Below are 26,454 nucleotides of genomic sequence, written 5' to 3'. Positions count from 1 at the left end.
CCGCCTTCTTTTCAAAGGGGATTCCGGGGATTCCGGGCACCGCCGGTCGTGTACGGCGATGCCGGACTTCTTTCGGGGAACTCCTTCAGCTGAGCAATCGCCCCGATTGTCCTATAGATGTCGTGCGGATTCGAAACCAGCTGTGCAGGGAAATGTCCATAAGGGCACAGAGTCAGTGCCGTGCCGAAGAAGTCGTCTGCCCCGCGGTGCCAGGAGTCAGCGCGGCACCGCTGGAGGCGTGCTGCCGCGCCGCGCTGCGCGAGGGTCGACGACTGCCGGACCCCGCAGCAACGGTGCCGTCATTGGAGATGCTCGCGGCCAGACAACGGGTGAACCTCCTGTTGGCGCAGGGCACCTTCCCGCCGCATGCGCTATCGCAAGCGGGCGTGGCTTGCGATAGCAGCCTCTGGCAAAGCGTGGCGGCCGCGACGTGGCGATGCCTGAAAGCAGGCACCGGCCCAGGATCGACCTATCTCTGGCGGGCTGCCCGGGAGGAACTTGAGCGCGTGGAGGTCGAGGTGGCCGTGCGTGTGATCGATCAAGGCGACACCTATCGGAACGTGGTCGAGCTGCTGAGGCTGAAGGACGACGCGCAAGAGAGCGTACTGCGCCGGGTGCTGGAAGGGACGGCCACTGCGGCCCTGCGTGACGGGGTGGAATGGAGCGAGGTGCGCGCGACCCTTGGCCTGCCCAACTTCAACAGGTACCTGCTGAGTGTGGTGGCCAGAACGGTCGGCGCGCGGCTGGTCCAGCGAGGTCAGCCCTGGCGGAATGTCATGGCGCGGCTTGGGTTGAGTGATCCCCCCGCTCTGCGGAGCATTCTGCACGAGGCCGCCGCACGTGGGCCGTGCCTTGCACGTGTCCTGCAGGGTGAGGGATGGAGGCCGGTGTCCGACGCCTTCGAGCTGGGTGTGGGAGGACGGACCGCCCTGCAGAAAGCCTTGGTGGATGCCAGGCTCCCCCTGCGCCTTGGCCAGGCGTGGTGGGACCTCGCAGAGGAGCTCGCCCTGGATATGCATGGCGAGGATCACCTAAGTTGTATCGTTGCAGTGACTGAAGGATTGGAGCGGGTAAAGCGTGGTGACGGATGCCGCAGCGTAATCAGCGCGTTGCGACTTCCCGGCGGCGCCGATGGGAAGCTCGAGCGTCTGGTAGTGGACACCCTGGCCATTCCCCGGTTGGCCGATGGAAAAGCGCTGGACGGTGTGATCGAAGCGCTTCAGCTCAGCCGTTGCGCCCAAGGTTTTCTAAGGCAACGCTGCCACGTGGCCCGGGTTGAAACATTGCTGGCCGACGGCATTACCCCCGCTGAGAAGGCCAACACGATGGCGGAAGATGACAGCGGCCTGCTGCGGCGCCAACTACTGAACAGCTTATGGTTGAGGCATTACGCGCCCCGATCCCGGGGGCAACGGCCTGTAGCGCGCGAGTCTGCTTTCAAGTAAACCTGCATACCTTTACGTATGGCGGAACTTTGCCCCGCACGCTGGAAATGGGGACAATGCAGGGGTTACCCCGCCAGGGCTCCGCGCCCTGTGCACGACACGGTTGCACGTGGTCCGGCGCTGGCGCCGGCCTTCCCCTGAGATCCGCAAAGAGTCCTGATCCCCCATGTCGAATACGCCCAAGATCCTCTATACGCTGACCGATGAAGCCCCGTTCCTGGCGACCCAGTCGCTGTTGCCGGTCGTCAGTGCATTCACCGCCACCGCCGGTATCGCGGTGGAAACGCGCGACATTTCGCTGTCCGGCCGCATCCTGTCGCTGTTCCCGGAGCGGCTGAAAGACGACCAGAAGGTCAACGACGACCTGGCCGAACTGGGCAAGCTGGCCACCACCCCGGAAGCGAACATCATCAAGCTGCCGAACATCTCCGCTTCGGTGCCCCAGCTGAAAGCGGCCATCACCGAACTACAGCAGCAGGGCTTCGCATTGCCGGATTACCCGGAAAGCCCCGCTGACGACGCGCAGCGCGAGATCAAGGCGCGCTACGACAAGGTCAAGGGCAGCGCGGTCAATCCGGTGCTGCGCGAAGGCAACTCGGACCGTCGCGCCCCGCTGTCGGTAAAGAACTATGCGCGCAAGCATCCGCACCGCATGGGCGCGTGGTCGAGCGAGTCCAAGTCGCACGTCGCGCACATGGAGTCGGGCGATTTCTACGGCAGCGAGCAGTCGGCCACCCTGGCTGACGCAGGCAGCCTGAAGATCACGCTGCATGCAGCCGATGGCAGCGAGACCGTGCTGAAGGAAAAGACGGCGGTGAAGGCCGGTGAGATCGTCGACGCTGCGGTGATGAGCCGCAAGGCGCTGGCCGCCTTCATCGGTGAGCAGATCGAAGACGCCAAGGCACAGGGCGTGCTGTTCTCGCTGCACCTCAAGGCGACCATGATGAAGGTCTCCGACCCGATCATGTTCGGCGTGGCAGTCAACGAGTTCTACAAGGACGTGCTGGCCAAGCATGGCGATGTGCTGAAGCAGGCGGGCTTCGATGCCAACAATGGCATTGGTGACCTGGCTGCACGTCTGCCGTCGCTGCCGGAAGCCACCCGCGCCGCCATCGAGGCCGATCTGAAAGCCGAGTACGCGCATCGCCCCGCCGTGGCCATGGTCAACTCGGACAAGGGCATCACCAACCTGCACGTGCCGAGCGATGTCATCGTCGATGCGTCTATGCCGGCGATGATCCGCGACTCCGGCAAGATGTGGAATGCCGAGGGCAAGCTGCAGGACACCAAGGCGGTCATTCCGGACCGCTGCTACGCGGGCGTCTACCAGGCGGTGATTGATGACTGCCGCACCCACGGTGCATTCGATCCGGCGAAGATGGGCTCGGTGCCGAACGTGGGCCTGATGGCACAGAAGGCCGAAGAGTACGGTTCGCATGACAAGACCTTCCAGATCGCCGCCGACGGCGTGGTCAAGGTCACCGACGAAACCGGCAAGGTGGTGTTCGAGCACCCTGTGCAGGCCGGTGACATCTGGCGCATGTGCCAGACCAAGGACGCGCCGATCCAGGATTGGGTGAAGCTGGCCGTGGAGCGCGCGCGCTTGAGCGGCACGCCCGCCGTGTTCTGGCTGGACGCGTCGCGCGCGCACGACGCCCAGGTCATCGCCAAGGTGGAGACGTACCTCAAGGACCACGACACCACGGGCCTGGACATCCGCATCCTGACGCCGGTGGAAGCGACGGCGTTCTCGCTGGACCGCATCCGCAAGGGCGAGGACACCATCTCGGTGACCGGCAACGTGCTGCGCGATTACCTCACCGATCTGTTCCCGATCATGGAGCTGGGCACCAGCGCGAAGATGCTGTCCATCGTCCCGCTGATGGCCGGCGGCGGCCTGTTCGAGACCGGTGCCGGTGGTTCGGCCCCCAAGCACGTGCAGCAGTTCGTCGAAGAGGATTACCTGCGCTGGGATTCGCTGGGTGAGTTCCTTGCGCTTGCCGCTTCGCTGGAACACCTCGGCAACCGCTACGACAACGCAGCGGCACGCGTGCTGGCCAAGGCGCTGGACGAAGCCAACGGCCAGTTCCTGGACAACGACAAGTCGCCGTCGCGCAAGCTGGGTGGCATCGACAACCGTGGCAGCCACTTCTACCTCACCCTGTACTGGGCGCAGGCACTGGCCGCGCAGGATGAAGATGCGTCGCTGAAAGCGAAGTTTGCTCCGCTGGCCAAGGCACTCACCGAAAACGAGGCGAAGATCGTCGAGGAGCTGGCCGCGGTGCAGGGCAAGGCCGTGGACATCGGCGGTTACTACCGCCCGGACCTGGCGAAGGTTGCCGCCGCCATGCGCCCCAGTGCCACGCTGAACACCGCGCTGGAACAGCTGCAGGGCTGATCGTCCACCGGTTGTAGCAAGGAAAGGCCCGCGCAGTGCGCGGGCCTTTCTGCATCCGGGCAACGGTAGCGGCGACCGGGTAAGGTGGGCACGTCTCCGGTACCGAGCCTGCCATGTCCCCGATCGACATCGACGCCGAGCTGGCCCAGCGCATGGCATCGGCCATCCGTGATGGCTTCGAGGACTACCACGCAGGCTTCGCTGCGATCACGGCGCGCGCGAAAGGACGTTTCGAACAGCGGCAGTGGGAAGCCGCGCAGCAGGACGCGGTCGAGCGCATCGGGCTGTATGACCGCTGCATTGCCTCATGCATGGGGACCCTGCGTCTGCTCGCAGGCGATGCCATCGCCGAGCGCGCGCTGTGGCTGCAGGTGCACGCGCGATACACGTCGTTGCTGAGCACCCTGATCGACGCCGAGCTGTATAAAACCTTCTACAACACCCTCGCACGCCGGCTGTTTGCAACACGCGGCGTGGATGGGCAGGTGGAGTTCCTCGCGCTCGACGTCGAACCTTCCGATGCGATCACCCATCCGGTCGCGCGGCACGTCTATGCCGTGTCGGCACATCGCCCGGCCGATGCCTTGATGCGCGTGCTGGGCGACTATCGTTTCGGTGTGCCGTATGTCCACCAGCTACGCTGCGCTGCTGCTGTATCGATACGGCTGCAGGACGACCTGGCGCATTGGGGCACGCATCCCGTGCGCGGGATCGAACTGCTGGATACCGTGTTCTACCGCGAACGACGTGCCTATCTGGTTGGCCGCGTCTTCGGCGAGCACCGTTTCTCCCCCTGCATCATCGCGCTGGTGAACGATGGCCAAGGCCTGCGCGCAGACGCCGTACTGACCCGGCGTGCCGACGTGGCCCATCTGTTCGGGGTGTCGCGCAGCTACTTCCACGCCAACCTCTCCACTGTGGGCGATGCAGTGGTGTTCCTTCGCAGCCTGCTGCCTGGCAAGCCCATCGATGAGATCTACACGGTGCTGGGACGCGCCAAGCAGGGCAAGACCGAGCGCTACCGCACCTTCTTCCGTCATTTCCAGGAGCAGGCCAACGAGCAGCTGGTACATGCCGAGGGCACGCCTGGCATGGTCATGGCCGTGTTCACCCTGCCCAGTTATCCGTTGGTGTTCAAACTGATCCGCGACCGGTTCGCCTGGCCGAAGGCCATGTCGCGGCAGCAGGTGGAAGACAAGTATGCACTCGTGTTCAACCTGGACCGGGTAGGCCGACTGCTGGACGCACAGCCGTATCGGCACCTGCGCTTTCCGACGAGGCGCTTCGCCCCGGCACTGCTGCAGGAGCTGCGCGAACAGTGCGCATTGAGCGTGCAGGTGGATGATGAAACGGTGGAGATCGCGCTGTGTTATGTGCAGCGGCGATTCCGTCCGCTGAACCTGTACCTGCGCGAACAGGGGCCGACCGGTGTCCGGGCAGCGGCGCTGGACTATGCCCAGGCGATCACCGACATGGCGCGCAACAATATCTTCCCCGGCGACATGCTGCCGAAGAACTTCGGCGTGTCACGGCACGGTCGTGCCGTGTTCTACGACTATGACGAACTGTGCTTGGTGAGCGACTGCGTTTTCCGCGACTGGCCGACGCCGCGCAACGATGAAGACGCGATGTCCGACGAGCCGTGGTTTCATGTGGGACCGCGGGATGTGTTTCCACAGCGTTTCGGGCCCTTCATGGGGCTGCCGGCCCTGGAGTTGACCGCGGTGCGCGAGCACTTCGGGCACCTGTTCGATCCGGCGTGGTGGCGTGACCTGCAGCAGCAGTTTGCTGACGGTGTGCTGCCCGACACGCCGCCCTATGGCAGCTCGCATCGTTTGGCCTGAGAGCACGATCAGACGACCGGAAGCTGCAAGCGTCGCGTGCTGGCGCAGGGCACGATACGAGCCTGTATCCAGAACCGGAGATCTGCGTGAACCTGTATCCCATTGCACAGAACATCCCACAGCGGGCTCCGGCGCCGATGAGCCGCGGCATCGCAGCCCAAATCCACAGCGTTGATTCGGGTGGACCGGTCTCCGCTTCCAACGCCGTGCTGCCACATCAGGTCAGCAATGGAGAGACCTCATTCTGCCAACTGCCTGATGGAAAGCCGTCTGACAAGATCAAACAGGCAGGAACCGCCGAGCGCGCAGCGCAGGCGAGGGATCCGATGCTGCGGCACTACGAGCAGGACCTCGAGATCGCGTCCAAGCAGGCGTATCGCGCCAAGCATTGCAGCCACCTCAAGGTCGACAGGCCCGTTGAGAATCACGTGGCAAAGCTCGCATAGAAGGGTGGAGGGTCGGGTCACTCGCTTGCCTGCACCACTTTGCTATCCTCTGCGCTCATCGACACGGAGCAGTCAGGATGCGTACGAATCTTTTGCTTGGCATGGCATTGGCCCTCGGCACCGGCGGCATGCTGGTACCCGACACGGCGCCGGCGCAGTCCGCCCGCGCGGCGCGCGCGCAGATCGAAGGCAGCATGATCCTCACTGGCACCGTCGGCATCGCGACCGACGGCTCGGTAGACGGCTTCACGCTGGACCATGAGGACAAGGTCGATGCGGACATAAGGGATCTGGTCAAACGCACGGTCGTTCAGTGGCGTTTCGAGCCGGTGCTGCGTGATGGCAAAGCGGTTCGCGCCAAGAGCCCGGTCAGCCTGCGCCTGGCGGCAGAGCGTGCCGACGAGCAGCGCATGAATGTGGTGCTGAAAAGCGCCAGCTTCGAAGAGTACGACCCGAAGGCGACTGACACGGTAACTTTTCTGCGCATGAACCCGCCGGCCTATCCGCAGGCACTTTTCAATGCGCGGGGTGCCGGCGTGGTGAATCTGCTGCTGCGTGTGGCACGCGATGGCACGGTGGCCGATGTGGTGGCGGAGCAGGTGAACATGCACGTGGTGGGATCGGAGCGGCAGTTGCAGAGCCTGCGCGCGCTGATGGAGCGTAACGCCCTGCTGGCGGCGCGCAAGTGGACGTTCCGCCCACCGACCACGGGTAGCGACGTACAGGAAGATTACTGGACCGTGCGCGTGCCAGTGCAGTACTCCATCGAGGGATCGTCCGCGCGTTACGGTCAGTGGCAGGCCTTCATACCGGGTCCGAAGTCGCGGGCGCCGTGGCTGTCCGCAGGCGAAGGCGAGACGGATGCGACCGATACGCTCGTCGCCGGTGGCGTGTACAAGGTGGGTGGGGAAGACAAAGGCCCCCGCTTGTTGACCCCGCTGGGCTGAGCCGCACGGTCCAGATGGCCTGGTGTCGGATCATGCAGCGGTGCGGAATCGATCCGCACCGCGCCCAGCTACCGGTACGGGTAGACCACGCTGCGGTTGCGACCCTGCTCCTTGGCCATGTACAGCGCCTTGTCGGCCATGCGCAGGGCCTGCTCGGCATCAGCGTCAAAGGTCGGGTAGTGCGCGACGCCGACCGACACGCTGACGTGGCCGACGGCTTCCACCGCCGTCGCGGCGATCTGCTGGCGCAGCCGCTCGGCGATCGCCAGGGCGTGCTCGGCGTCGGTGGTGGGCAGCAGCATCAGGAACTCTTCGCCGCCGTTGCGGCACAGCACGTCGCCATCGCGTGAGTAGCGTCGCATCTGTTCGGCGATGTGGCCGATGACCTGGTCGCCGACGGCATGCCCGTGCTTGTCGTTGATGGCCTTGAACCGATCGATGTCGAGGGCAAGGATCGCGAATGACTGCCCCTGCACCTTCCAGCTTTCCAGCGACTGCTGTAGTCCGCGACGGTTCAAGAGGCCCGTCAAGGGATCGGTCCGGCTTGCGCGGTTCAGCGTGCCGATGCGGTCCTGCAGCGTGTTGATGCTGTACAGCACGGCCTGCTTCAACTGAGCCACTTCGAAGTACCATGCGCGGATGCTGCCGACGTCACTGATTGCAAGGCGCGTATCGCCTTCCTGCACGTTGCGCGCCAATTGCCACAGGGGCAGCGAGATGCGCCGCGCGAACCACCAGGTGACCAGCAGCGACAGCACGCCCAGCGGGATGGCGCGCCAGATCACCGCCGACATCAGCTGTGACAGCGGCTGCAATGTCGCTGCCGTTGGACGCTGCGCGACCACGCCCCAGCCGGTGGCGGGTACCGGCGCATAGCCGGCCAGCATCGACACGCCCCGGCTGTTGCGGATCTGCGCCGAACCGCGTTGCCCGCGCGATACCGCCTCGATGACCGGATTACCGGGGGCGTAAGTGCCGACGCGTTCGGGGTCGATGTGATACAGCAGGCGGCCGGTACGGTCCACCACGTAAAGGTAGGAGCCGTCGCGGTAGTAATGGGTGCCCAGCAGGCTCTGCAGGATGCTGCGCTGGCGCAGGTAGATCGTGCCGCTGACGTAGCCCCGGTACGTGCCCTTCGCATCGAACACCGGATGCGACATGGCCACCAGCAGCTTGCCGGTGGTGGAGTCGTAAGGATCACTGACCATCGGCTGGCGCCGCTCCAGCGCTATCTGGTTGCCCACGCTGTGCAGGGTGTCGCCCTTCAGGTGCAGCGTCTGCGGTGAGGTTGCCAGCACCAGTCCGGTTTCGTTGACGATCAGTACCGAGTTGAAGCTGTTGGTCTGCAGTTGCAGGCGACTGGCCTCATCCTGTGCACGGTGGGCCTCCATGTCGGCCCGGCCGAGCAGCATGGCCGTATAGGCCAGCTGCTGCTGCGAGGAGAGGATGAAATTCTGCGTGGTCTCGGCCAGCTTGTTGGCGTATACCCGGTTGGCTTCCAGGGTATTGCTGATCAGCTGGTCACGCTGAACGCGGTAGCTGGCCATCAAGGTATTGGCCAGCGCGACCACTGCGCTGAGCAGGGCCAGGGCAAGAATGAGCGAGCCCAGGTTCAGGCGTTTTGAGATGATGCGCATGCGGGCAGATCGGGCCTGTCTGATGCTGGCCCAACCGAGGGGAACGGGTTGAGCGACAGCGCGGGACAACGCCCGCACGCATCAGGCTGCGCACGGTTCGATGGGGATGGCGGTGCCATTATCGCCGAAAGCGACAAGGCGATGGGGGTAGCGCCGAGCCATGCTCGGCGAGCGCGCAGCGCGGCCTGTGTCAGGCGTGGCGGTGCCGGACACACTCCGCCGAGCATGGCTCGGCGCTACGGCGAGCTGGGTGCGCGGCGCAGGTCAGGCGTGGCGGTGCCGGGCACACTCCGCCGAGCATGGCTCGGCGCTACGGCGAGCGAGGTGCGCGGCGCAGGTCAGGCGTGGCGGTGCCGGACACATTCCGCCGAGCATGGCTCGGCGCTACCGGTGGGCGCACTGCGGGCGGCGATGGTCCGCCGCACAGGGCGCAGCGTCAGCGGTCCAGCCGCTGCTGCAGGGTGGTGCGCAGGGTGGCGGCCGATGTTTCATCCAACGCCCCCAGCACCCCCCGTACGGGTGCCGGGATGTGGGCAGCAGTGTGGTCGCCGGCGTCGAACACGTAATGATCGAACATCGCCTTCCACGCTGCGCGCTGGGTTGCCGGCAGGTCGCGTATCGCCAGCAGGGACAGCATCATGGCGTTCATCGGCGAATCGGCCCATGCCGGCACCGGGCGCCACCAGTAGTTCACCAGCACGTTGAAGGGGGCCAGCCCTTCCATGTGGTGCCACCACAGCGAGGGAATGAACACCGCATCGCCAGGCTCCAGCTCAGCCACCTGCGCATGCGCCATCGCCTCGGCAAATCGCGGAAAACGCTGCAGGTCCGGTGCGGCGAAGTCGACCAGGCTGATCGCCTGACCGGCGGGGGTGAAGTCGAGCGGACCCACGTAGAGGTTACCTACCTGCTCCGGTGGGAACAGCATGACGCGTCGACGCCCGGCGGCCACGCAGGCCAGGTTGTCCGGCGCGTCGTAGTGCGCCGCGATCCGCGAGCGGTTGCCGATCCAGATGCTCGCCAATGCATCGGCCTGTCCCAGCGCCAGCGGATTCTCCTCCCGCAGTCCGGGCAGGTAAGTATCCAGCGTAGTGGATGCCACATAGATGGTCGGTGCGTCCGGATCGCTGCGGTACTTGAGCAGGGTGTCCAGCACCACGCGCAGCGGCACCTGTTCGCGGCGGAAATTGAAGCCACTCAGGTCTTCGTTGTAGAACACCCGGCCCTTCGCGCTGGGCGCCGCAGTGGTGGCGGTGACCGGCATGCCACCGTGGTCGAACCGCTTGAGGTAGTCCGCCGCCGCCGTGTCGGAGCGCTGCCCCGCTTGGACCAGCGGCCACGCGCCCGCAAGCCCCCGCACCACCTTCGGTGTGGTCCAGCTCAGTAGTGCGGCAGGCAGTGCCGCAGGATCCGCGAGCGGGACTTCTTCGATGGGGCGGGGCGGGGGCAGGCTCATGGCTGCTTAGAACTTGTAGCGCACGCCGAACATGTAGCGGGGGCCGGTCTGGGTGGCATAGCGCAGCATGTTGCTGTGGCGGGCATAGGTGCGCATCGTTTCGTCGGTCAGGTTGATCGCTTCCACGCTCAGCGTCAGCTGCTCGGTCACCGCGTAGCTGATGTTGAGATCGAGCTGGCCATAGGCTTCGGTGTAGTTCGGGTTCGGCCCTTGGCCACCGATGCCGTTGAGGAACTTGTCGCGCCAGTTGTAGGCCGCTCGGATCTGCCACGCGTGCTTGTCATAGAACAGTACCGCATTGGCCGAATCGCTCAGGCCGACCATCGGATACTGATCGCCCAGGCTCAGGTTGTCGAACGTCAGCCCGGATTTCACCTTGGTGTAGTTCGCCGCCACGCCGAAGCCGGACTCGCCGAACAGGTGCTGCACCGCCACCTCCCAGCCTTGCAGATGATCCGAACGCTGGTTGGCTGGCAGGGTGATGTCGAACCCTGCGATCGGGTCACCCGGCTGGCCGACGATGCTGCCGGTCTGCTGGCCGGCCGAGTTGACGCCGGTAGACACAACGCCCGGGTCACCGGCGTGGTTGGTGAAGATGTAATTACGGATGCACACCGTGTCGGTGGTGACGCAGCCCGACGCCAGCGCTTCGTTCCAGTACGCCCCGCCGACCGGCGTGTGCAGGCTGCCGGCATCTTCGCGGGCGATGGTATTGCTGATGAAGTTCTTGATGTTCTTGCGGAAGAACCCGACCGAGGCGTAGCTGGCGTCGCCGTAGTACCACTCCAGCGAAAGGTCGAAGTTGTCCGACAGCAGCGGCTCCAGCGCCGGGTTGCCGCGCGAACCGGTGCCCCCCTGCGTGCGCACGATGTTGTCCAGGCGCTGCCCGCTTTCGATCTGCGTCCAGCCCGGACGGCCCAGACTGCGGCTGTAGCTGCCGCGCAGCGCCAGCGACTCGTTGATGTCCAGCTTGAGGTCGACGTTGGGCAGTACGTAATCGTACTTGCCCTGGCCGCCGATGAACGCGCCGTCGTCGGCATAGGTGATGTTGAACTCGTTGAGTGAGTTCCAGCTGATCGAGGTGGGCACGCGGACCAGCGCCAACGATTCCACTTCGGTCTGTTCATAGCGCACGCCGGCTGCGATGTGCAGCGGCATGTTCCAGTCGAAAGTGGTGCGGTACTGCAGGTAGGCGCTCTTGGATTTTTCGCTGGTACGGATGTCTTCGGAGTACTCGGTCGGGGCGAGATAGCACGTCGGGCACGCGGGCTCGGCGCCGTTGGCCACCTGCGCCGCACGGTCACGCAGGCGATCAAAATCGAACACAAGGAACTGACCGGTCAGGCGCGGATCGTCATGGCCGGAGAACGCCTTGAAGTATTTCCCCATGTCATCGGCGTACCAGATGCTGTCATCGTAGTCGGCCGGCGTGCCGACGCCGCCCCAGCTGTCACGTTGCTGGATCGCAGCTGCCGAGCGGTTGTCCACCTGGGTGTGGCCCACGCCGAAATCGAGCGCCGAGTAGTCGGCGAAACGGAACACGCCCTTGGCCTGCAACTGCTCCACTTCGGACTTGTTGTAACTGTTCTGGAACACCGAACCGGTGACCAGCGCATCGGCGGCCTGCACGCCGCCCGGCGGCAGTGCGATGTTGATGATCGGCAGGTCGCCGCTGTAATCCACGGTGGTCGTGCCGCGCACATAGGCCGCCACGCCGAGCACGCCGGCCGATCCATAGGGGCCATCCGGCTGCGATTCGGCGCTGGCACGGTGGTAATCGAACGACATGTCGAGCGCGTCGTTGACTTCCCACTCGACGTTGAACCCCAGCGATTCCATGCTGTTCTTCGTGGCCAGCTTCATGCCGCCCATGGCCACGTCTCCGTTGACCACGTCCTCGCTGTACACGATGGGTGCGGCGATCGGACCATCGGTCCAGGTGCTGTCACCGGGGCCGTAGTTGAACCACACCGACAGTTCGCTGCGCTGCTGCTGCACCTTGTTCTCGACATAGGTGTAGTCCAGCGTGGTGGTGACGTTGTCCAGCGGCTTCCACTGCAGCGTGGCCTGGCCGTTGGTGCGCTGGCGCTGCACGGCGTTGACGTTGTACGCGGTGTTCTGCGGGCGGCCGTAGATGTCCTCCGCACCGGGACGGTTGGTGATGCGGTCCGAATAGCCGGTGCCCGGCTGCGGCAGTGCGCGCCAGTCGCTGGTATCGTCGCCGCGCAGTGTTGCCCAGCCTTCCGCCACGGTGGCCTGGTTGAAGCCCGAGTCACGTTCCTGGTGGCTGGCACTCAGCGCCACGCCGAAGCGTCCATCGGCGTAGACCTGGCTGAAGATGCCGGACAGTTCGCCGGTGACATTGGATCCCTGCAGCGTGCGCGGCACGTTGTCGTTGGAGGTGTCGTGCACCGCCTTCATGCCCAGGCTGACCACCGGTGCGGCTTCGAGCGGGCGCAGCGTCTTGATGTTGATCGTCGCACCGATGCCACCGGTCGGGTTGTCGGCGCGGGTGGTCTTGTAGACCTCCACTGCGGAGATCGACTCGGAGGCGATGTTGGCGAAATCGAACGAGCGCGAACCGGACAGTCCACCGCCGCCGTTGCCCAGGTTGGAGGCCGGCATCTGACGGCCGTTGAGCAGTACCAGGTTGTAGTCCGGGCCGATGCCGCGCACGGTGACCTTGGAGCCTTCGCCGCTGGAGGTGCGGTCGATCGAGACGCCGCTGATGCGCTGCAGTGACTCGGCGAGGTTGGTATCTGGGAACTTGCCGATGTCCTCGGCGACGATGCCATCCACCACGCCCTGACTGTCGCGCTTGAGGTTCATCGACGATGTCAGACTGCCGCGGATACCGGTGACCTGCACGGTGTCCAACGTGGAAGGATCCATATCCGGCGACGGCGTAGTGGCGGACGGGCGATCAACGGGTGCCTGTGCCCAGCCGGGCGCAGCCACGGCAAGCATCAGGGCGGAAGCGAGCATCGTCTTGCGGGGTACGGCCTTGTACATCCTCATTGCGATCCCTCCCCAGGGAGTGCGGAAACAGCGGGTTTAAGTTCGGCTGAAACGCGGCAACTGCTTGACGGGAGCGATTTGGGGTTGCGTTGACAGCGTTGTCAACAAACTGACATGGACCGCCCCCGCAGGCAGCGCGGCCTGCTGCCAGCTGAATGGCATGACGATGGGAGGCCACATACGGCAAAGTGTTGTCCTGCCTGTGTCCAAGCACGCAGGACGCATCGGTGGAAGCGCGCGTGCCCTGCTCAGCGGCGTGCTGCGTTGCGCAACAGTTCTGCGCAGATAAATCACCGCCGACTGACAGCGCTCGACAATTCGCACGCAAGCGCTTCACCTCCCGGCCCAGCAAGCCTGGCGCGCCGTGGAAGACGCAGGGTCGGTAGCGCCGACCCACGGTCGGCGAGCGCAGCGGGCCGTAGGCGGCAGGATTCCGCCGAGCGTGGCTCGGCGCTACCAGAGCGTGCGCAGCGGGCCGCGGGATGATTCCGTCCGAGATAGGTAGCGCCGACCCAGGGTCGGCGAGCGCAGCGGGCCGTGAGCGGCAGGATCCCGCCGAGCGTGGCTCGGCGCTACCAGGGCGTGCGCAGCTGGCCGCGGGATGATTCCGTCCGAGATAGGTAGCGCCGATCCATGGTCGGCGAGCGCAGCGGGCCGTGAGCGGCAGGATCCCGCCGAGCGTCGGACATCGGTAGCGCCGACCCATGGTCGGCGAGCGCAGCGGGCCGTGAGCGGCAGGATTCCGCCGAGCGTGGCTCGGCGCTACCAGAGCATGTGCAACGGGCCGCGGATGATTCCGTCCGAGATAGGTAGCGCCGACCCATGGTCGGCGAGCGCAGCGGGCCGTGGGCGGCAGGATCCCGCCGAGCGTGGCTCGGCGCTACCAGAGCGTGCGCAGCTGGCCGCGGGCGGCAGGATTCCGCCGAGCATCCAACATCGGTAGCGCCGACCCACGGTCGGCGAGCGCAGCGGGCCGTGGGCGGCAGGATCCCGCCGAGCGTGGCTCGGCGCTACGCGCCGGCGCGCCGCCCCGGTGCGGCGGTCGACTCGCGCACCAGCACGGTGTGCTCCAGGGTGATCATGGCGCCGGCGGCAGGGGCACGGATGCGGTCGATCAACTGTTGGCTGGCCAGCCGGCCCATGTCGGCGGTCGGCTGCCGCACGGTGGTCAGCGCCGGGAAGATGTGGCTGGCGAGCGGCGTGTCATCAAAGCCGCAGACGGACAGGTCGTGCGGTATGCGCAGGCCGCGGCCGCCGGCGACGCGGTACACCGCGGCCGCCATGTCATCGTTGGCCGCGAAGATGGCCGTGGGCGGGTCGGCGAGGTCCAGCAGCCGATGCGCGGCGGGGAGGCCGGACTCGAAAGAAAATTGCCCGCTCACCACCAGCGACGGGTCGTAGGCGATCCCCGCCTCGCGCAAGGCCGCGCGGTAGCCGGCATGGCGCCACTGGCAGGCACCGTGGGTGCGGGGTCCTTTGATATGCCCGATGCGCCGATGGCCAAGCGCAAGGAGGTGCCGCATCAGCTCGACCACCGCCGTGGTTTCATCCATGCGCACGCCGATACCCGTCGACGGATCGCGCGGGGCAATGCTGGCAAACGGAATGCCGTGCGTGCGGAGGTAAGCCAGCACCACCGGATCATCGGTGAGGGGCGGGATCAGCACCACGCCATCCGGCCGTGAGTTCTCAAACAGGGCACGCAGGTCAGGCAGCGCATGCTGCCCGATACCCACCGGACCCAGCAGCAGGTTGTAGTGGTTGCCGTGGCACGCATCGAGCATGCCGCTCTGTATTTCCATCAGGTAGTTGCGTGATGGATTGTTGTAGGCCAGTGCCAACGCATACGAACGCTGGCTGGCCAGGCTGCGCGCCGACGGGTTGGGCTTGTAACCGAGCCTCGCCACGGCATCACGCACGCGCTGCTGGGTCTGCTGGCGCACATTGGGCTCGTTGTTGAGCACCCGCGACACGGTCTTGATCGACACCCCGGCCGCCGCAGCGACATCCTCGATTCGTCCAGCCATGGTGCAGACCTTCCTCCGTGGGGCAGCGGCGCGCGAGGCGCGCCCGGCGATGGTGCTACGTCGGCCTGATATTGCCACGGTGCGGCGCAGCACGGACGGCCGGTGGATGCCTGTTGCCGGTGCCTGCGGATCCCGGCGCCGCTGGGCTCGCCGACCATGGGTCGGCGCTACCGATGACAGTGGCCCGTCTGGTGGAGGGAGCGCCTGGCGGATGTTCGCACCCCGTAAACGACAAAGGCCCCGCAGTGCGGGGCCTCGTCGTACTTCCATCAGCGCCGGAAAATCAGCGCTTCATGGATCCGAAGAACTCGTCGTTGGACTTGGTGTTCTTCATCTTGTCGAGCAGGAACTCCATCGCGGCCATTTCATCCATCGGATGCAGCAGCTTGCGCAGGATCCAGATCTTCTGCAGCAGTTCCGGCTCGATCAACAGGTCTTCGCGACGGGTGCCCGAGCGGTTGATGTCGATCGCCGGGAACACACGCTTTTCGGAGATACGGCGGCTCAGGTGCACTTCGCTGTTGCCGGTGCCCTTGAACTCTTCGTAGATCACCTCGTCCATCTTGCTGCCGGTGTCGACCAGCGCGGTGGCGATGATGGTCAGGCTGCCGCCTTCTTCCACGTTGCGGGCCGCACCGAAGAAGCGCTTCGGACGGTGCAGCGCGTTGGCATCCACACCACCGGTCAGCACCTTGCCCGAGCTCGGCACCACGTTGTTGTAGGCACGGGCCAGGCGGGTGATCGAGTCGAGCAGGATCACCACGTCCTTCTTGTGCTCGACCAGGCGCTTGGCCCGCTCGATCACCATTTCCGCAACCTGCACGTGGCGCGCGGCCGGCTCGTCGAACGTCGAGCTGATGACCTCGCCGCGCACGGTGCGCTGCATTTCGGTCACTTCTTCCGGACGCTCATCGATCAGCAGCACGATCAGGTGCACGTCAGGATGGTTGGTGGTGATGGCCGTGGCCACCTGCTGCATCATCATCGTCTTGCCGGCCTTGGGCTGGGACACGATCAGCGAACGCTGACCCTTGCCCTGCGGTGCCATCAGATCGAGGATGCGGCCGGTGATGTCTTCGGACGAGCCGTTGCCGCGTTCCAGGGTGAAGCGCTTGCGCGGGAACAGGGCGGTCAGGTTCTCGAACAGCACCTTGTTCTTGGACGCTTCCAGCGGCTCACCGTTGATGGTGTCCACGATGGACAGCGCGAAGTAGCGCTCGCCATCCTTCGGGAAGCGGATGCGACCGGACAGGTGGTCGCCGGTGCGCAGGTTGAAGCGGCGGATCTGGCTGGGCGAGATATACGTATCGTCCGGACCGGCCAGGTAGCTGGCTTCTGCAGCGCGCAGGAAGCCGAAGCCGTCCGGCAGGATTTCCAGCACGCCGTCAGCCGCGACGCCGTCGCCATGGCGGGTCAGCACCTTCAGCAGGGCGAAGATCACGTCCTGCTTGCGGGCACGGGCCACGCCTTCGGAAATCTGCAGCTGCTCGGCGATTTCCAGCAGCTTCTGCGCCGGCATGCGCTTGAGATCGCTCAGCGAATAGACCGGGAAACCCTCCGGCACGTTGGGCTGCTGGGTACGCACGAACGGCTGCTGCTGTTCGTTGTTGTCCTGCGGCAGGCCATCGTCGCGGCCACCACGGGCAGGACGGTCACGGCGATTGCGGAAGCGATCGCGGCGGTTGCCCTGGCCCTGCTGGTTGCCCTGCGCGTTGCCCTGCGCATTGTTGCCCTGGTATGGGCCTTGGTTCTGGCCACCGGCGTTGTTCTGCTGGCGCGGCTGGCCGGATTCGCGGCCTTCGCCACCGTCACCGCCGCTGGAAGCGGACGATTCGGAAGCCGGCGCGCTCGGCGCTGCAGGAGAAGAGGGAGGCGTAGCCGCGGCGGGTGCCGACGGCGGTTGCGGTGCCTGCGTCAACGGCAACGCCGGCTGATGAGCCGCCGGTGCGCTGGTCTCGGCACCGGACGGTGCGACGGCCTTGCTGACGCGGGGCTTGCGCACACGCTTTTCGGCGGGCGCATCAGCGCTGCCGGTTTCGGAAGTGGTATCGGACAAGAGCGTTATTCCTCGCTTGAAGGTGCGAGCGCCCGGCTGGGGCGGCGAACGAAGGGAAAGGGGTCTGGAGTGAACTGCGTCCAGAGGGTGCGGCACGCGAACGCGGGCCGGATGTGCCGACACTATCACCGGCGTGCAGCGGCTTGCAAGGGCCGCTTGTGGCAGACGTTCATGCAGAGCAGGCCCTGCGGCAGCCGGGGTCACCGGCTGCCAGTGCCTGCAGGGTCAGGCGAGCGCCTTGTCCAGCAAGCCGGCCAGCTGGGCCTTGCCCACCGCACCGATCTGCTCCGCTACCTTTTCGCCGTCCTTGAAGACGACCAGGTACGGAATCGAGCGCACGTGATACTTCACGGCCAGATCGCGTTCCTGGTCGACATTGACCTTGACGATCTTCGCGCGTCCCTGGAAGGCATCGGCCAGCTCATCGAGGGCGGGGGCGATCATCTTGCACGGGCCACACCATTCGGCCCAGAAATCGACCAGCACCGGTTCCTTGGAACCCAACACAGTGCTTTCGAAGTCAGCGGTGCTGACGTGTACAACCTTGTCGCTCATCTTGGTCTCTCGTCTGGTGATGCACCCGGCGGTGGCCGGAGGTGGGTGAACTGGGCCACGCCAGTGTGGCGCGAACCGTGTCGTTGCCTCGTGGAGCGTGCCCACGGTGCGTTGGGCGGATGCCTGGACGCTCACGGCCGGCAGTTTACGCCTATCCGCGCGAGGGGACAGAGGCCGGCTGGAACCCAGCGTATCGTGATCGAAGGCATCCGGGAAATGTGCCGGATTCCACTGTCACTACCTATCACCTAGGGGCTCGAGCCGATTGCCACAAGAGGCAGAAGGGGCTGGATTCAGGCCGTGGAGCGGCAGATGAAGACGGCGAAACGAGTCGTCTCTAATAGCTATGAGACGCTTGGGCCCGGTTTGGCGCCCCGAGTACGCTAAACTTCACCGTTGAGCGGCAAGGGACCCGACAGGTCCAGCGCCCGCCGACCCGCCGCAGGGGCCGCAGTTTGCGACGGAGCCCCCAGATGATGCCGAGCCGCCCGATTGCAGGTGGCGGCCAGACCAAGACGGACACATGAGCGACAAACCGCTGACCGATTTGACCTTTTCCTCCTTCGATCTGCATCCGGCGTTGCACGCCGGTCTTGAAGGAGCCGGATTCACCCGCTGCACCCCGATCCAGGCGCTGACGCTGCCGGTCGCACTCGCCGGTGGCGATGTCGCAGGCCAGGCACAGACCGGCACCGGCAAGACGCTGGCCTTCCTGGTGGCCGTGGTGAATCGCCTGCTTACCCGCCCGGCGTTGGCTGACCGCAAGCCGGAAGACCCGCGCGCGCTGATCCTCGCACCGACCCGCGAGCTTGCCATCCAGATCCACAAGGACGCGGTGAAGCTGGGTTCGGACCTGGGCCTGCGCTTCGCGCTGGTCTATGGCGGGGTGGACTACGACAAGCAGCGTGAACTGCTGCAGCAGGGCGTGGACGTGATCATCGCCACCCCGGGCCGCCTGATCGACTACGTCAAGCAGCACAAGGTGGTGTCGCTGCATGCCTGCGAGATCTGCGTGCTGGACGAAGCCGATCGCATGTTCGATCTCGGCTTCATCAAGGACATCCGCTTCCTGCTGCGCCGCATGCCCGAGCGCACCACGCGGCAGACCCTGCTGTTCAGCGCCACGCTCAGCCATCGCGTGCTGGAGCTGGCGTATGACCACATGAACGAGCCGCAGAAGATGGTGGTGGAGAGCGAATCCATCACCGCCGCACGCGTGCGCCAGCGCATGTACTTCCCCGCCGACGAAGAGAAGATCCCGCTGCTGCTGGGCCTGCTGTCACGCAGCGAAGGCGCGCGCACGATGGTGTTCGTCAACACCAAGGTGTTCGTCGAGCGCGTGGCGCGTTCGCTGGAACGTGCCGGCTACCGTGTCGGCGTGCTGTCCGGCGACGTGCCGCAGAAGAAGCGCGAGAGCCTGCTCAACCGCTTCCAGAAGGGCCAGCTGGAGATCCTGGTGGTCACCGACGTGGCTGCCCGTGGCCTGCATATCGACGGCATCAAGTACGTCTACAACTACGACCTGCCGTTCGACGCCGAAGATTACGTGCATCGTATCGGCCGCACCGCCCGCCTGGGCGAGGAAGGCGATGCGATCAGCTTCGCCTGCGAACGCTATGCGATGGGCCTGCCGGATATCGAGGCCTACATTGATCAGAAGATCCCGGTCGAAGCAGTGACCGCCGAGCTGCTGACCTCGTTGCCGCGTCCGGAACGCGCACCGGCTGCGCCGGGCGAAGAAGGCGACGAGAACGAGAGCGTCAGCCAGATCTTCCGTGAAGCACGCGAAGCACGCGCTGCCGAAGAGGAGCGTCGTGGTGGCGGCCGTGGCGGCAAGCCGTCGGCGGGTCGTGGCGAACGCACTGGCGAACGCAGCGGTGAACGCCGTCCGCGTCCGCCGCGCAAGCCGCGGGTGGAAGGCGAGGTCGTGGCCGGTGCAGAAACCGCCGTCGCCGCCAGTGCTGTGGAAGGCACCGTTGCGCCGGCTGCGCTGGACAGCGTGCAGGCACCGCGCCCGCCGCAGGCCGAAGATGCCGCGCAGGATCCTGCCCTGGCCGATGGCGAGCGCAAGCCGCGCAAGCGTCGTCGTCGTCGCAACGGCCGTCCGGTCGAAGGCGCCGAGGCCGGCACCGAGAGCGGTACGTCGACCACGCCGGTATCGCCGGTGCAGGTGATGGCCAAGCCGGTCCGTGGCGTCGATCCCAGCGACTCGTTCCTTACCCGCATCGGCCGCAAGATCCGCCGCATGCTGGCGGGCACCTAAGCGGCATCGCGTTCGCGCTGTCGCGCTCGCGGTCCGCTGGGCGGATCGCGGCCGTGCTTCAACAGCACCTACACCCCCGGGCCTGCGGCGCTGCCCCAGGCTCAGGGGGCGGCGGTCTCTCCGGTCTGCCCCGCCGCGGGCACAGGCCCTGACGCGATGTCTCCACGCCGTGGCGCCTGTCCTGCATAATCAGGGGATGAGCGTCCTGCGTTTTGACAATGTAAGCAAACAGTACGCCGGTGGGCACGAGGCGCTGACGGATGTCAGCTTCGACGTGGCGCCGGGCGAGATGGTGTTCGTCACCGGCCATTCCGGTGCCGGCAAGAGCACCCTGTTGAAGTTGATCCACCTGGACGAACGGCCCAGCCGTGGCGCGGTGGTGTTCAATGAGCGCAACCTGCTGAAGGTGCGCGGTGGCGACGTGCCCCGGCACCGTCGTGAGGTCGGCGCGGTCTACCAGGACCACCGGCTGCTGATGGACCGCAGCATTTCCGAGAATGTCGCCCTGCCGCTGATCCTGCGCGGCACGCGCCGTGCCGACATCGGCAAGCGCGTGCGCTCGGTGCTGGAGCGGATGGGCCTGGGCCATCGTGAAAAAGCCCTGCCGTCGCAGCTGTCGGCAGGCGAGCAGCAGCGCGTGGGCATCGCCCGTGCCATCGTCGGTGAGCCGCGCCTGTTGGTGGCCGACGAGCCCACCGGCAACCTGGACCCGACGCTGGCGGCAGAGATCATGGCGCTGTTCGCCGAGCTGCCCTCGCGGGGCACCAGTGTGCTGGTGGTCAGCCATGACCTGGCCCTGCTGCGGCGTATGCGCAAGCGTGTGCTGATCCTGGACCACGGCAGGCTGGTCGACGACATCTCGCCGCAGGACCTGGCCGAATGAGCACCGATACATCCCCCTCGACCGAGCGCAAGGCCAATGCGCCGGCGGCCGCTCCCTCGCGCGTCGGCATCTGGTGGCAGCACCACATGCACAGCATCGTCTTCAGCCTGGGCCGCGCCTTCCGCAAGCCGTGGTCGACGCTGCTCACCGTAATGGTGATGGCGCTGGCGCTGGCCCTGCCGCTCGGCCTGTCCATCGCCCTGGACAACCTCAAGCACTTCACCGGCAGCGTGCAGCAATCGCGCGACATCAATTTGTTCCTGAAAGCCGAGCTGGACGGTGCGACGGCCGAGGCGCTGGCCACGGAACTGCGTGCCCGCGATGACGTGCAGGCGGTGCAGTTGCGTACGCCGGACGAGGGGCTGGAAGAACTGCGCGAGAACGCGGGGCTCGGCGAAGCGATCGATGCGCTGCAGTCCAACCCCTTGCCCAGCCTGCTGGTGGTGACGCCGGCAGCGGCGACGGACGATGCCCGCCTTGCGCGTGCGTTGGGCACGCTGCCGCAGGCCGACCTGGTGCAGCATGACGCGCTCTGGCGCACGCGCCTGGACGCCTGGCTGGCCTTCGGCGCGCGGCTGGTGCAGGTGTTGTCGCTGGTGCTCGGACTTGGTGCGGTGCTGGTGGTCGGCAACACGGTGCGGTTGGACATCCAGGCGCGGCGCGAGGAAATCGGCGTGCTGCAACTGCTCGGCGCCAGTGATGGCTTCATCCGCCGCCCCTTCCTGTATCTGGGGGCCTGGTACGGGTTGGGGGCGGGTCTGGTCGCGCTGGGCCTGATCGCCGGTGCCGGCGCGGCACTGTCCGGCCCGCTGTCCCAGCTGTCGCAGAGTTATGCCAGTCCGTTCGCGCTGAAGGGGCTGGACCTGCTGCATTCCTCGGTGGTGCTGCTGGCCATCGTGCTGGTCGGCTGGCTGGGGGCATGGCTGGTCACCGGACATTTCCTGCGCCAGACGCGCCCCACTGAAACCTGAGACCGGCATGCTCAAGCACGCCCTCAAACACCTGCACGACGATGCCACCCGGGTCATGGTGGTCGACGGATCGCGGCTGGTCCGCAAGCTGATCGGTGACGTGCTGCAGCGCGACCTGCCCGGCGTGCAGGTGGTGGGCTGTGCCGGCATCGAAGACGCCCGCCGGGCCCTGCTGGAGGGACCAGTCAACCTGGTCACCACGTCCTTGTCGCTGCCCGATGGCGATGGCTTGGCGCTGGCGAAGATGGTGCGCGAATCCGCCGGCCAGGCGTACGTGCCGGTGATCGTGGTCTCCGGCGAAGCACAGGTACACCTGGAGCAGCGCCGTTTCACCGACTACATCACCGATTATTTCGACAAGTCGCTGGGCCACGAGGCGCTGGCCGCCTTCATCCGCGGCTATGTGCAACCGGCGATCATTCCCGGCGCCACGCTGTTGTACGTGGAAGACAGCCGGGTGGTGGCCGAGGCCACCAAGCGCATGCTGGAAAGGCAGCAGCTCAACGTGCTGCACGTGATGACCGCCGAAGAAGCGGTCACCCTGCTGACCGCCGAATCCCTCGGCCGCAACCAGCACCGGATCGATCTGGTGCTGACCGATGTCACCTTGAAGGGCGAGCTCAGTGGCCGCGACCTGGTGGAGCGCGTGCGCGTGGATTTCGGTTACAGCAAGCGCCGGCTGCCGGTGCTGGTGATGACCGGGGATGGCAATCCACTCAACCAGACCGTGCTGCTGCAGGCCGGTGCGAACGACCTGGTGCTCAAGCCCATCGAAGAACGCCTGCTGGTGACGAAGGTATTGTTCCAGTTGCGGCTGTCCCGACTGAACCCCCGATCGGTAATGTAATGAACGACGTCGTACTCCCCTCCATCCAGCTGGAAGCGAGCTGGAAAGCGCACGTGGGCGATTGGTTGCTGCAGCCGCAGATGCGCGAACTGTCCGCCTTCCTGCGCCAGCGCAAGGCGGCAGGCGCCGCGGTCTTTCCGCCGGGCCCGCAGATCTTTGCCGCCTTCGACGCCACGCCCTTCGATGCGACCAAGGTGGTGATCCTCGGCCAGGACCCGTACCACGGCCGTGGCCAGGCGCATGGCCTGAGCTTCTCGGTGCAGCCCGGCGTGCCGGTGCCGCCCTCGCTGCTCAACATCTACAAGGAGATCGAGCGTGACCTGGGACTGCCGCGGCCGGACCATGGCTGCCTGCTGCCGTGGGCCCGCCAGGGCGTGCTGCTGCTCAATGCGGTGTTGACGGTGGAAGAGGGCAGTGCCGGTGCGCATCAGAAGCGTGGCTGGGAAGGTTTTACCGACCATGTGGTGGAGACCTTGAACCGGGAGCGCGACGGTCTGGTGTTCATGCTCTGGGGCAGCTATGCGCAGCAGAAGGGCAAGGTAATCGACACGGCCCGTCACCGCGTCCTGAAAGCGCCGCATCCCTCGCCGCTGTCGGCGCACCGCGGCTTCATCGGCTGCGGGCATTTTTCCGCTGCCAACGACTATCTGCAGCGCCGGGGACAGGCGCCGATCGACTGGTCGCTACCATCGGCCAGCACGATGAGCGCAGCGGTTGGGGAATGAAGGTGAGTGACGACCGTGAGTCGTCACGCGGACGATCAGTCCTCCAGCATTTCGATTATCGCGCGTGCCACTTTACGTTTCCGCGGCGTCATTTTCCGTAACAGGCAGAGAATCTCGGCCTCGTGCGGATTGCGCTCGGCGGGTGTTATCTCCGGAATGGGCAAATCGTTTCCATCCTGTGGTCTACCCGGTCCGCGCCCCGTTGCCAACCATTCAAAATAGACCTGCGTCACAATTGCAATTTGTGCCAAATGGGTCACACTTGGGCAGGTTCCGCCCTCACGTTCCCACTGCGCGACGGCGCTCCGGCGGACGCCGGTTTCCTGCGCCAACTGTGATTGGGATAGCCCGGCAGTAAGTCGTGAGCGCCGGATCCTGTCGCACATATCCTTCATTTCCCACCCCTCTCCATGTCGTGGTAAGCACAGCTTACCGGGAAGTGATTCTTTTTTCGGCTGTACAGAAACGCTGTCGGGCGTTTATGTAGCAACCGTGCCGACCTTCCCTTGGACTGCAGGTCAGCGTTACTGCCCTCTACTTTCACATCCTCCCGTTTGACGGTTTCGCCGCGCCCCGCATTAATCACTCCGAACCGGGCCTAAACGTAATCCCGGGGAAAACCGGACAGCAGTGAATCAGTTCAGGTGACGGAGTAATTCCGCCGCCGCGATCAGGTACTGCCTGAAGCAATGCGGGGGGCAAGGGAATGGTTAATGTGAAGGCCGTGAAACCACCGTCATTACGCTGGCACGCGCTGGTGTTGCTGACGGTGTTGATGGTGCTGGGTTGCCTGGGCCGCGCCCATGCCCAAGCGACCACGGCCTGTACCGCCGGTGCCTGCGTCAGCGCCGGCCCGCGGTTGGCATCGGTGGATTCCACCCAGAGCCCGATCCTCAACCTGCTGTTCGGCGCGCTGCTGCCGGGCACCACCCTCAACCTGACCGCCGCCGACTGGAACAGCCTGGCCGGTGCCAACATCAACCTCAATGCGCTGATCACCCAGCTCAACGGCGGCGTGGTCGTCAGCGACCCCAGCCAGGTGCTGAACACTGCGATCAGCCTCGGTACGTTGCGCGCCGCGATGGTGGCCGTGCTGCAGGCCGACAACCAGGCGCTGGCCGCCAATATCCTCAACGCGTTGCCACTCGGCGTAGCCGGTGCCACCGGCACGATCCGGCTGGGGGATCTGCTGGAGATCGCACTCCCCACCGGTTCGCTGACCACGGTCAGGCTCAACGTGCTCGACCTGCTGACCGGCAGCGTGCAGCTGTACAACTTCAGCAACGTGTTGACCACGCCGACGCCGATCACGGTGAACACCGCGGCGCTGGGGCTCACCGGCCTGGCCAACGTACGCCTGTGGCTGCAGGTGGTGGAGCGCCCGGTCTATACCTGCGGCCCACTGGGCAGCGCGTTCCACAGTGCGGCGATCCGGGTGAAGCTGGACCTCGACCTGGCGCAGGGTCTGAACACGGCGGCGCTGTCGGGGCTGCTCAACAACCTCAACGTGCTGGGCCTGGTCAAAGTATCCAACGCCAACATCAGTGCCAGCGTGCTGCACCTGCAGGTATACGCCGACATCGCCCGCGCCGAGGGCAGCATCTCAGCGGTCAACCTGGTGGCCAATGCGGTGACGCTGCAGGCGCGCCCGGGACTGGTGAACCTGTACGTGGGGCAGATCAGCGATGCCACGTTCTTCAACCGATCGACCGTGCTGACCGAAAGCGCCCTGACGCCAGCGACGCTTACCTCGCTCAATGTCACGGTGCGCATCACCACGCTGCTCAACATTCCCGTCGCCGACGTATCGGTGCCGCTGGCCGTCAGCATCCGCGGCTTCGCCACGGCCACGCCCGGCCTGCAGGCGGCAAGTTTCACCGGCCCGTACCCACAGACGCGCACGCTCGCAGCCGGTACCGTCAGCGCGGCAACGATGGTGTCCACCCTGGTCAACTCGCTCAACATCCAGGTCACCAGCGGCACCCCGGTGGTGACATTACTGGGTGCGCTGCCGTTGCCGTTGCCGATCAACGATCTGGTCAACACGCTGGTCAGCACCCTGCTGCAGCCGATCCGTACGGCGGTGAACACGCTGGTGACGCCGGTGTTGACGACCCTGCTGGGTGGACTGGTCGACAACCTGCTGGGCCTGCTCGGTATCCGCATCGGCCAGGCCGTGTTCACCGTGGAAGGGGTGACGCAGGCTTGCGCGGCCACGCTGCAGCTGGTGAAGGAACTGCAGCCCACCAATGACACCGGCCGCTTCAACCTGGCCATCACCTACAACGGCGGCACGGTGGGCGCGGCGAACAACGTTGGCAACAACGGGGCCACCGCTGCGGTGGTGACCGTGCCGGGCGGCACCTACGCAATGGCGGAAACCGCAGCGGCGGGCACCACCCTGGAGCGCTATGCCAGCACGTGGCAGTGCGCCAACCAGGACGGCACGGTCGTCAGCTCGGGCACCGGCAACAGCTTCAACCTGCAGGCGCCGGCCGTGAGCGCCGTGCCCGTCGCGCTGGTATGCCGCATCGTCAACCGCACGCGCCGAGCGGATCTATCGATCACCAAGACCGACGGCAGTGGCACGTACACGCCTGGTGGCACCGCGACGTACACCCTGGTGGTGACCAACGGCGGCCCCGATGCAGTGACCGCTGCGGTGGTCAACGACACCCTGCCCAACGGAGCGACCTTGAGCGCCGCCTGGACCTGCAGCGCCAGTGCGGGCAGCGCCTGCGCCGTGGCCAGTGGCGGGGCAGTGGGCGGCAACAGCATCAGCGTCGGTGTCGATCTGATCGATGGCGGGCAGGCCACGATCAACGTCCCGGTGATCTTCAGCAGCAACCCCGCCGCGTACTGACGCGCGGGTGCCTTACCCCGACCGGCGCGCAGCCCATCGCGTGCTGCCGGCACTGACGACGGAACGACGGGAA

At 65.8% G+C, this 26,454-nt stretch carries 18 protein-coding genes; 11 read left to right on the top strand and 7 right to left on the bottom strand.

Annotated elements, in window-relative coordinates; translation table 11 throughout:
* Window positions 1-329 precede the first annotated feature (329 nt).
* The 5 genes from IFT58_RS07130 (at window position 330) to IFT58_RS07110 (ending at window position 7,080) form a co-directional block, all read left to right on the top strand.
* Entirely contained in the window at window positions 330-1,445 is a 1,116-nt protein-coding gene (locus IFT58_RS07130; RefSeq protein ID WP_192094315.1) for a hypothetical protein, read from the top strand.
* 166 nt (window positions 1,446-1,611) lie between these two features.
* On the top strand, window positions 1,612-3,843 hold the full coding sequence (locus IFT58_RS07125; protein WP_192094314.1) for an NADP-dependent isocitrate dehydrogenase: 2,232 nt from the start codon (window positions 1,612-1,614) through the stop codon (window positions 3,841-3,843).
* 113 nt (window positions 3,844-3,956) lie between these two features.
* On the top strand, window positions 3,957-5,687 hold the full coding sequence (aceK, locus tag IFT58_RS07120) for a bifunctional isocitrate dehydrogenase kinase/phosphatase (protein ID WP_192094313.1): 1,731 nt from the start codon (window positions 3,957-3,959) through the stop codon (window positions 5,685-5,687).
* An 86-nt stretch (window positions 5,688-5,773) separates the two neighbouring features.
* A complete protein-coding gene (locus IFT58_RS07115; RefSeq protein WP_192082061.1) occupies window positions 5,774-6,133 on the top strand; it encodes a hypothetical protein in 360 nt (119 codons plus the stop codon).
* 77 nt (window positions 6,134-6,210) lie between these two features.
* Window positions 6,211-7,080: an energy transducer TonB gene (locus IFT58_RS07110; RefSeq protein WP_249405617.1), complete on the top strand. Its 870-nt coding sequence runs from the start codon at window positions 6,211-6,213 to the stop codon at window positions 7,078-7,080.
* A gap of 68 nt (window positions 7,081-7,148) precedes the next feature.
* Here IFT58_RS07110 and IFT58_RS07105 read toward each other — a convergent pair whose 3' ends face one another.
* From IFT58_RS07105 to trxA, 6 genes are all read right to left on the bottom strand, one after another.
* Window positions 7,149-8,717, bottom strand: coding sequence for a sensor domain-containing diguanylate cyclase (locus tag IFT58_RS07105; RefSeq protein WP_192082059.1), 1,569 nt, complete (start codon window positions 8,715-8,717; stop codon window positions 7,149-7,151).
* Between the two features lie 436 nt (window positions 8,718-9,153).
* Window positions 9,154-10,173, bottom strand: coding sequence for a cupin-like domain-containing protein (locus IFT58_RS07100; RefSeq protein WP_192094312.1), 1,020 nt, complete (start codon window positions 10,171-10,173; stop codon window positions 9,154-9,156).
* 6 nt (window positions 10,174-10,179) lie between these two features.
* The gene (locus IFT58_RS07095) at window positions 10,180-13,191 is read right to left on the bottom strand and encodes a TonB-dependent receptor (protein WP_192094311.1); all 3,012 of its coding nucleotides are present in this window, start codon (window positions 13,189-13,191) and stop codon (window positions 10,180-10,182) included.
* A gap of 1,010 nt (window positions 13,192-14,201) precedes the next feature.
* Complete coding sequence (locus tag IFT58_RS07090) at window positions 14,202-15,218, bottom strand: LacI family DNA-binding transcriptional regulator (RefSeq protein WP_192094310.1); 1,017 nt, start codon at window positions 15,216-15,218, stop codon at window positions 14,202-14,204.
* 283 nt (window positions 15,219-15,501) lie between these two features.
* The gene (rho, locus tag IFT58_RS07085) at window positions 15,502-17,274 is read right to left on the bottom strand and encodes a transcription termination factor Rho (protein ID WP_192082055.1); all 1,773 of its coding nucleotides are present in this window, start codon (window positions 17,272-17,274) and stop codon (window positions 15,502-15,504) included.
* A gap of 225 nt (window positions 17,275-17,499) precedes the next feature.
* Window positions 17,500-17,829, bottom strand: coding sequence for a thioredoxin (trxA, locus tag IFT58_RS07080; protein ID WP_188325223.1), 330 nt, complete (start codon window positions 17,827-17,829; stop codon window positions 17,500-17,502).
* A gap of 523 nt (window positions 17,830-18,352) precedes the next feature.
* On the opposite strand from trxA, the gene rhlB reads away from it, so the two are divergent.
* The 5 genes from rhlB to ung all read left to right on the top strand — a co-directional run bounded on the left by rhlB (window position 18,353) and on the right by ung (window position 23,518).
* Complete coding sequence (gene rhlB, locus IFT58_RS07075) at window positions 18,353-20,092, top strand: ATP-dependent RNA helicase RhlB (RefSeq protein ID WP_192094309.1); 1,740 nt, start codon at window positions 18,353-18,355, stop codon at window positions 20,090-20,092.
* Window positions 20,093-20,288: 196 nt separating this feature from the next.
* A complete protein-coding gene (ftsE, locus tag IFT58_RS07070) occupies window positions 20,289-20,975 on the top strand; it encodes a cell division ATP-binding protein FtsE (RefSeq protein WP_188325221.1) in 687 nt (228 codons plus the stop codon).
* Window positions 20,972-21,946: a permease-like cell division protein FtsX gene (gene ftsX, locus IFT58_RS07065; protein WP_188325220.1), complete on the top strand. Its 975-nt coding sequence runs from the start codon at window positions 20,972-20,974 to the stop codon at window positions 21,944-21,946. The genes ftsE and ftsX overlap by 4 nt, the downstream gene beginning before the upstream one ends.
* A gap of 7 nt (window positions 21,947-21,953) precedes the next feature.
* The gene (locus IFT58_RS07060; RefSeq protein ID WP_192082053.1) at window positions 21,954-22,793 is read left to right on the top strand and encodes a response regulator; all 840 of its coding nucleotides are present in this window, start codon (window positions 21,954-21,956) and stop codon (window positions 22,791-22,793) included.
* Window positions 22,793-23,518 carry a uracil-DNA glycosylase gene (gene ung / locus IFT58_RS07055; protein ID WP_192094308.1) on the top strand — a complete coding sequence of 242 codons (726 nt, stop codon included), beginning with the start codon at window positions 22,793-22,795 and terminating at the stop codon, window positions 23,516-23,518. The genes IFT58_RS07060 and ung overlap by 1 nt, the downstream gene beginning before the upstream one ends.
* Window positions 23,519-23,553: 35 nt before the next feature.
* Here the strand turns inward: ung and IFT58_RS07050 are convergent, their stop codons facing one another.
* The gene (locus IFT58_RS07050; protein ID WP_192082051.1) at window positions 23,554-23,913 is read right to left on the bottom strand and encodes a helix-turn-helix transcriptional regulator; all 360 of its coding nucleotides are present in this window, start codon (window positions 23,911-23,913) and stop codon (window positions 23,554-23,556) included.
* Window positions 23,914-24,242: 329 nt separating this feature from the next.
* Here IFT58_RS07050 and IFT58_RS19025 point away from each other — a divergent pair, with 329 nt between their 5' ends.
* Window positions 24,243-26,381, top strand: a complete 2,139-nt coding sequence (locus IFT58_RS19025; protein ID WP_192094307.1) for a DUF11 domain-containing protein — start codon at window positions 24,243-24,245, stop codon at window positions 26,379-26,381.
* Window positions 26,382-26,454 lie beyond the last annotated feature (73 nt).

The organism is Stenotrophomonas sp. CFBP 13718 (assembly GCF_014842145.1).
In the GTDB taxonomy this organism is placed as follows: Bacteria; Pseudomonadota; Gammaproteobacteria; order Xanthomonadales; family Xanthomonadaceae; genus Stenotrophomonas.
Note: the sequence above shows the minus strand (reverse complement) of the source record. Positions and strands in the feature narration are given on the sequence as shown.

Excerpts from the sequence above, each read along its gene's own strand:
- IFT58_RS07050 (WP_192082051.1), bottom strand. The coding sequence starts at position 23,913 with ATGAAGGATATGTGCGACAGGATCCGGCGCTCACGACTTACTGCCGGG.
- IFT58_RS07090 (WP_192094310.1), bottom strand. The coding sequence starts at position 15,218 with ATGGCTGGACGAATCGAGGATGTCGCTGCGGCGGCCGGGGTGTCGATC.
- IFT58_RS07060 (WP_192082053.1), top strand. The coding sequence starts at position 21,954 with ATGCTCAAGCACGCCCTCAAACACCTGCACGACGATGCCACCCGGGTC.
- IFT58_RS07100 (WP_192094312.1), bottom strand. The coding sequence starts at position 10,173 with ATGAGCCTGCCCCCGCCCCGCCCCATCGAAGAAGTCCCGCTCGCGGAT.
- ung (WP_192094308.1), top strand. The coding sequence starts at position 22,793 with ATGAACGACGTCGTACTCCCCTCCATCCAGCTGGAAGCGAGCTGGAAA.
- IFT58_RS07105 (WP_192082059.1), bottom strand. The coding sequence starts at position 8,717 with ATGCGCATCATCTCAAAACGCCTGAACCTGGGCTCGCTCATTCTTGCC.
- ftsX (WP_188325220.1), top strand. The coding sequence starts at position 20,972 with ATGAGCACCGATACATCCCCCTCGACCGAGCGCAAGGCCAATGCGCCG.
- IFT58_RS07110 (WP_249405617.1), top strand. The coding sequence starts at position 6,211 with ATGCGTACGAATCTTTTGCTTGGCATGGCATTGGCCCTCGGCACCGGC.
- aceK (WP_192094313.1), top strand. The coding sequence starts at position 3,957 with ATGTCCCCGATCGACATCGACGCCGAGCTGGCCCAGCGCATGGCATCG.
- ftsE (WP_188325221.1), top strand. The coding sequence starts at position 20,289 with ATGAGCGTCCTGCGTTTTGACAATGTAAGCAAACAGTACGCCGGTGGG.
- trxA (WP_188325223.1), bottom strand. The coding sequence starts at position 17,829 with ATGAGCGACAAGGTTGTACACGTCAGCACCGCTGACTTCGAAAGCACT.
- IFT58_RS07125 (WP_192094314.1), top strand. The coding sequence starts at position 1,612 with ATGTCGAATACGCCCAAGATCCTCTATACGCTGACCGATGAAGCCCCG.
- rhlB (WP_192094309.1), top strand. The coding sequence starts at position 18,353 with ATGAGCGACAAACCGCTGACCGATTTGACCTTTTCCTCCTTCGATCTG.
- IFT58_RS07095 (WP_192094311.1), bottom strand. The coding sequence starts at position 13,191 with ATGAGGATGTACAAGGCCGTACCCCGCAAGACGATGCTCGCTTCCGCC.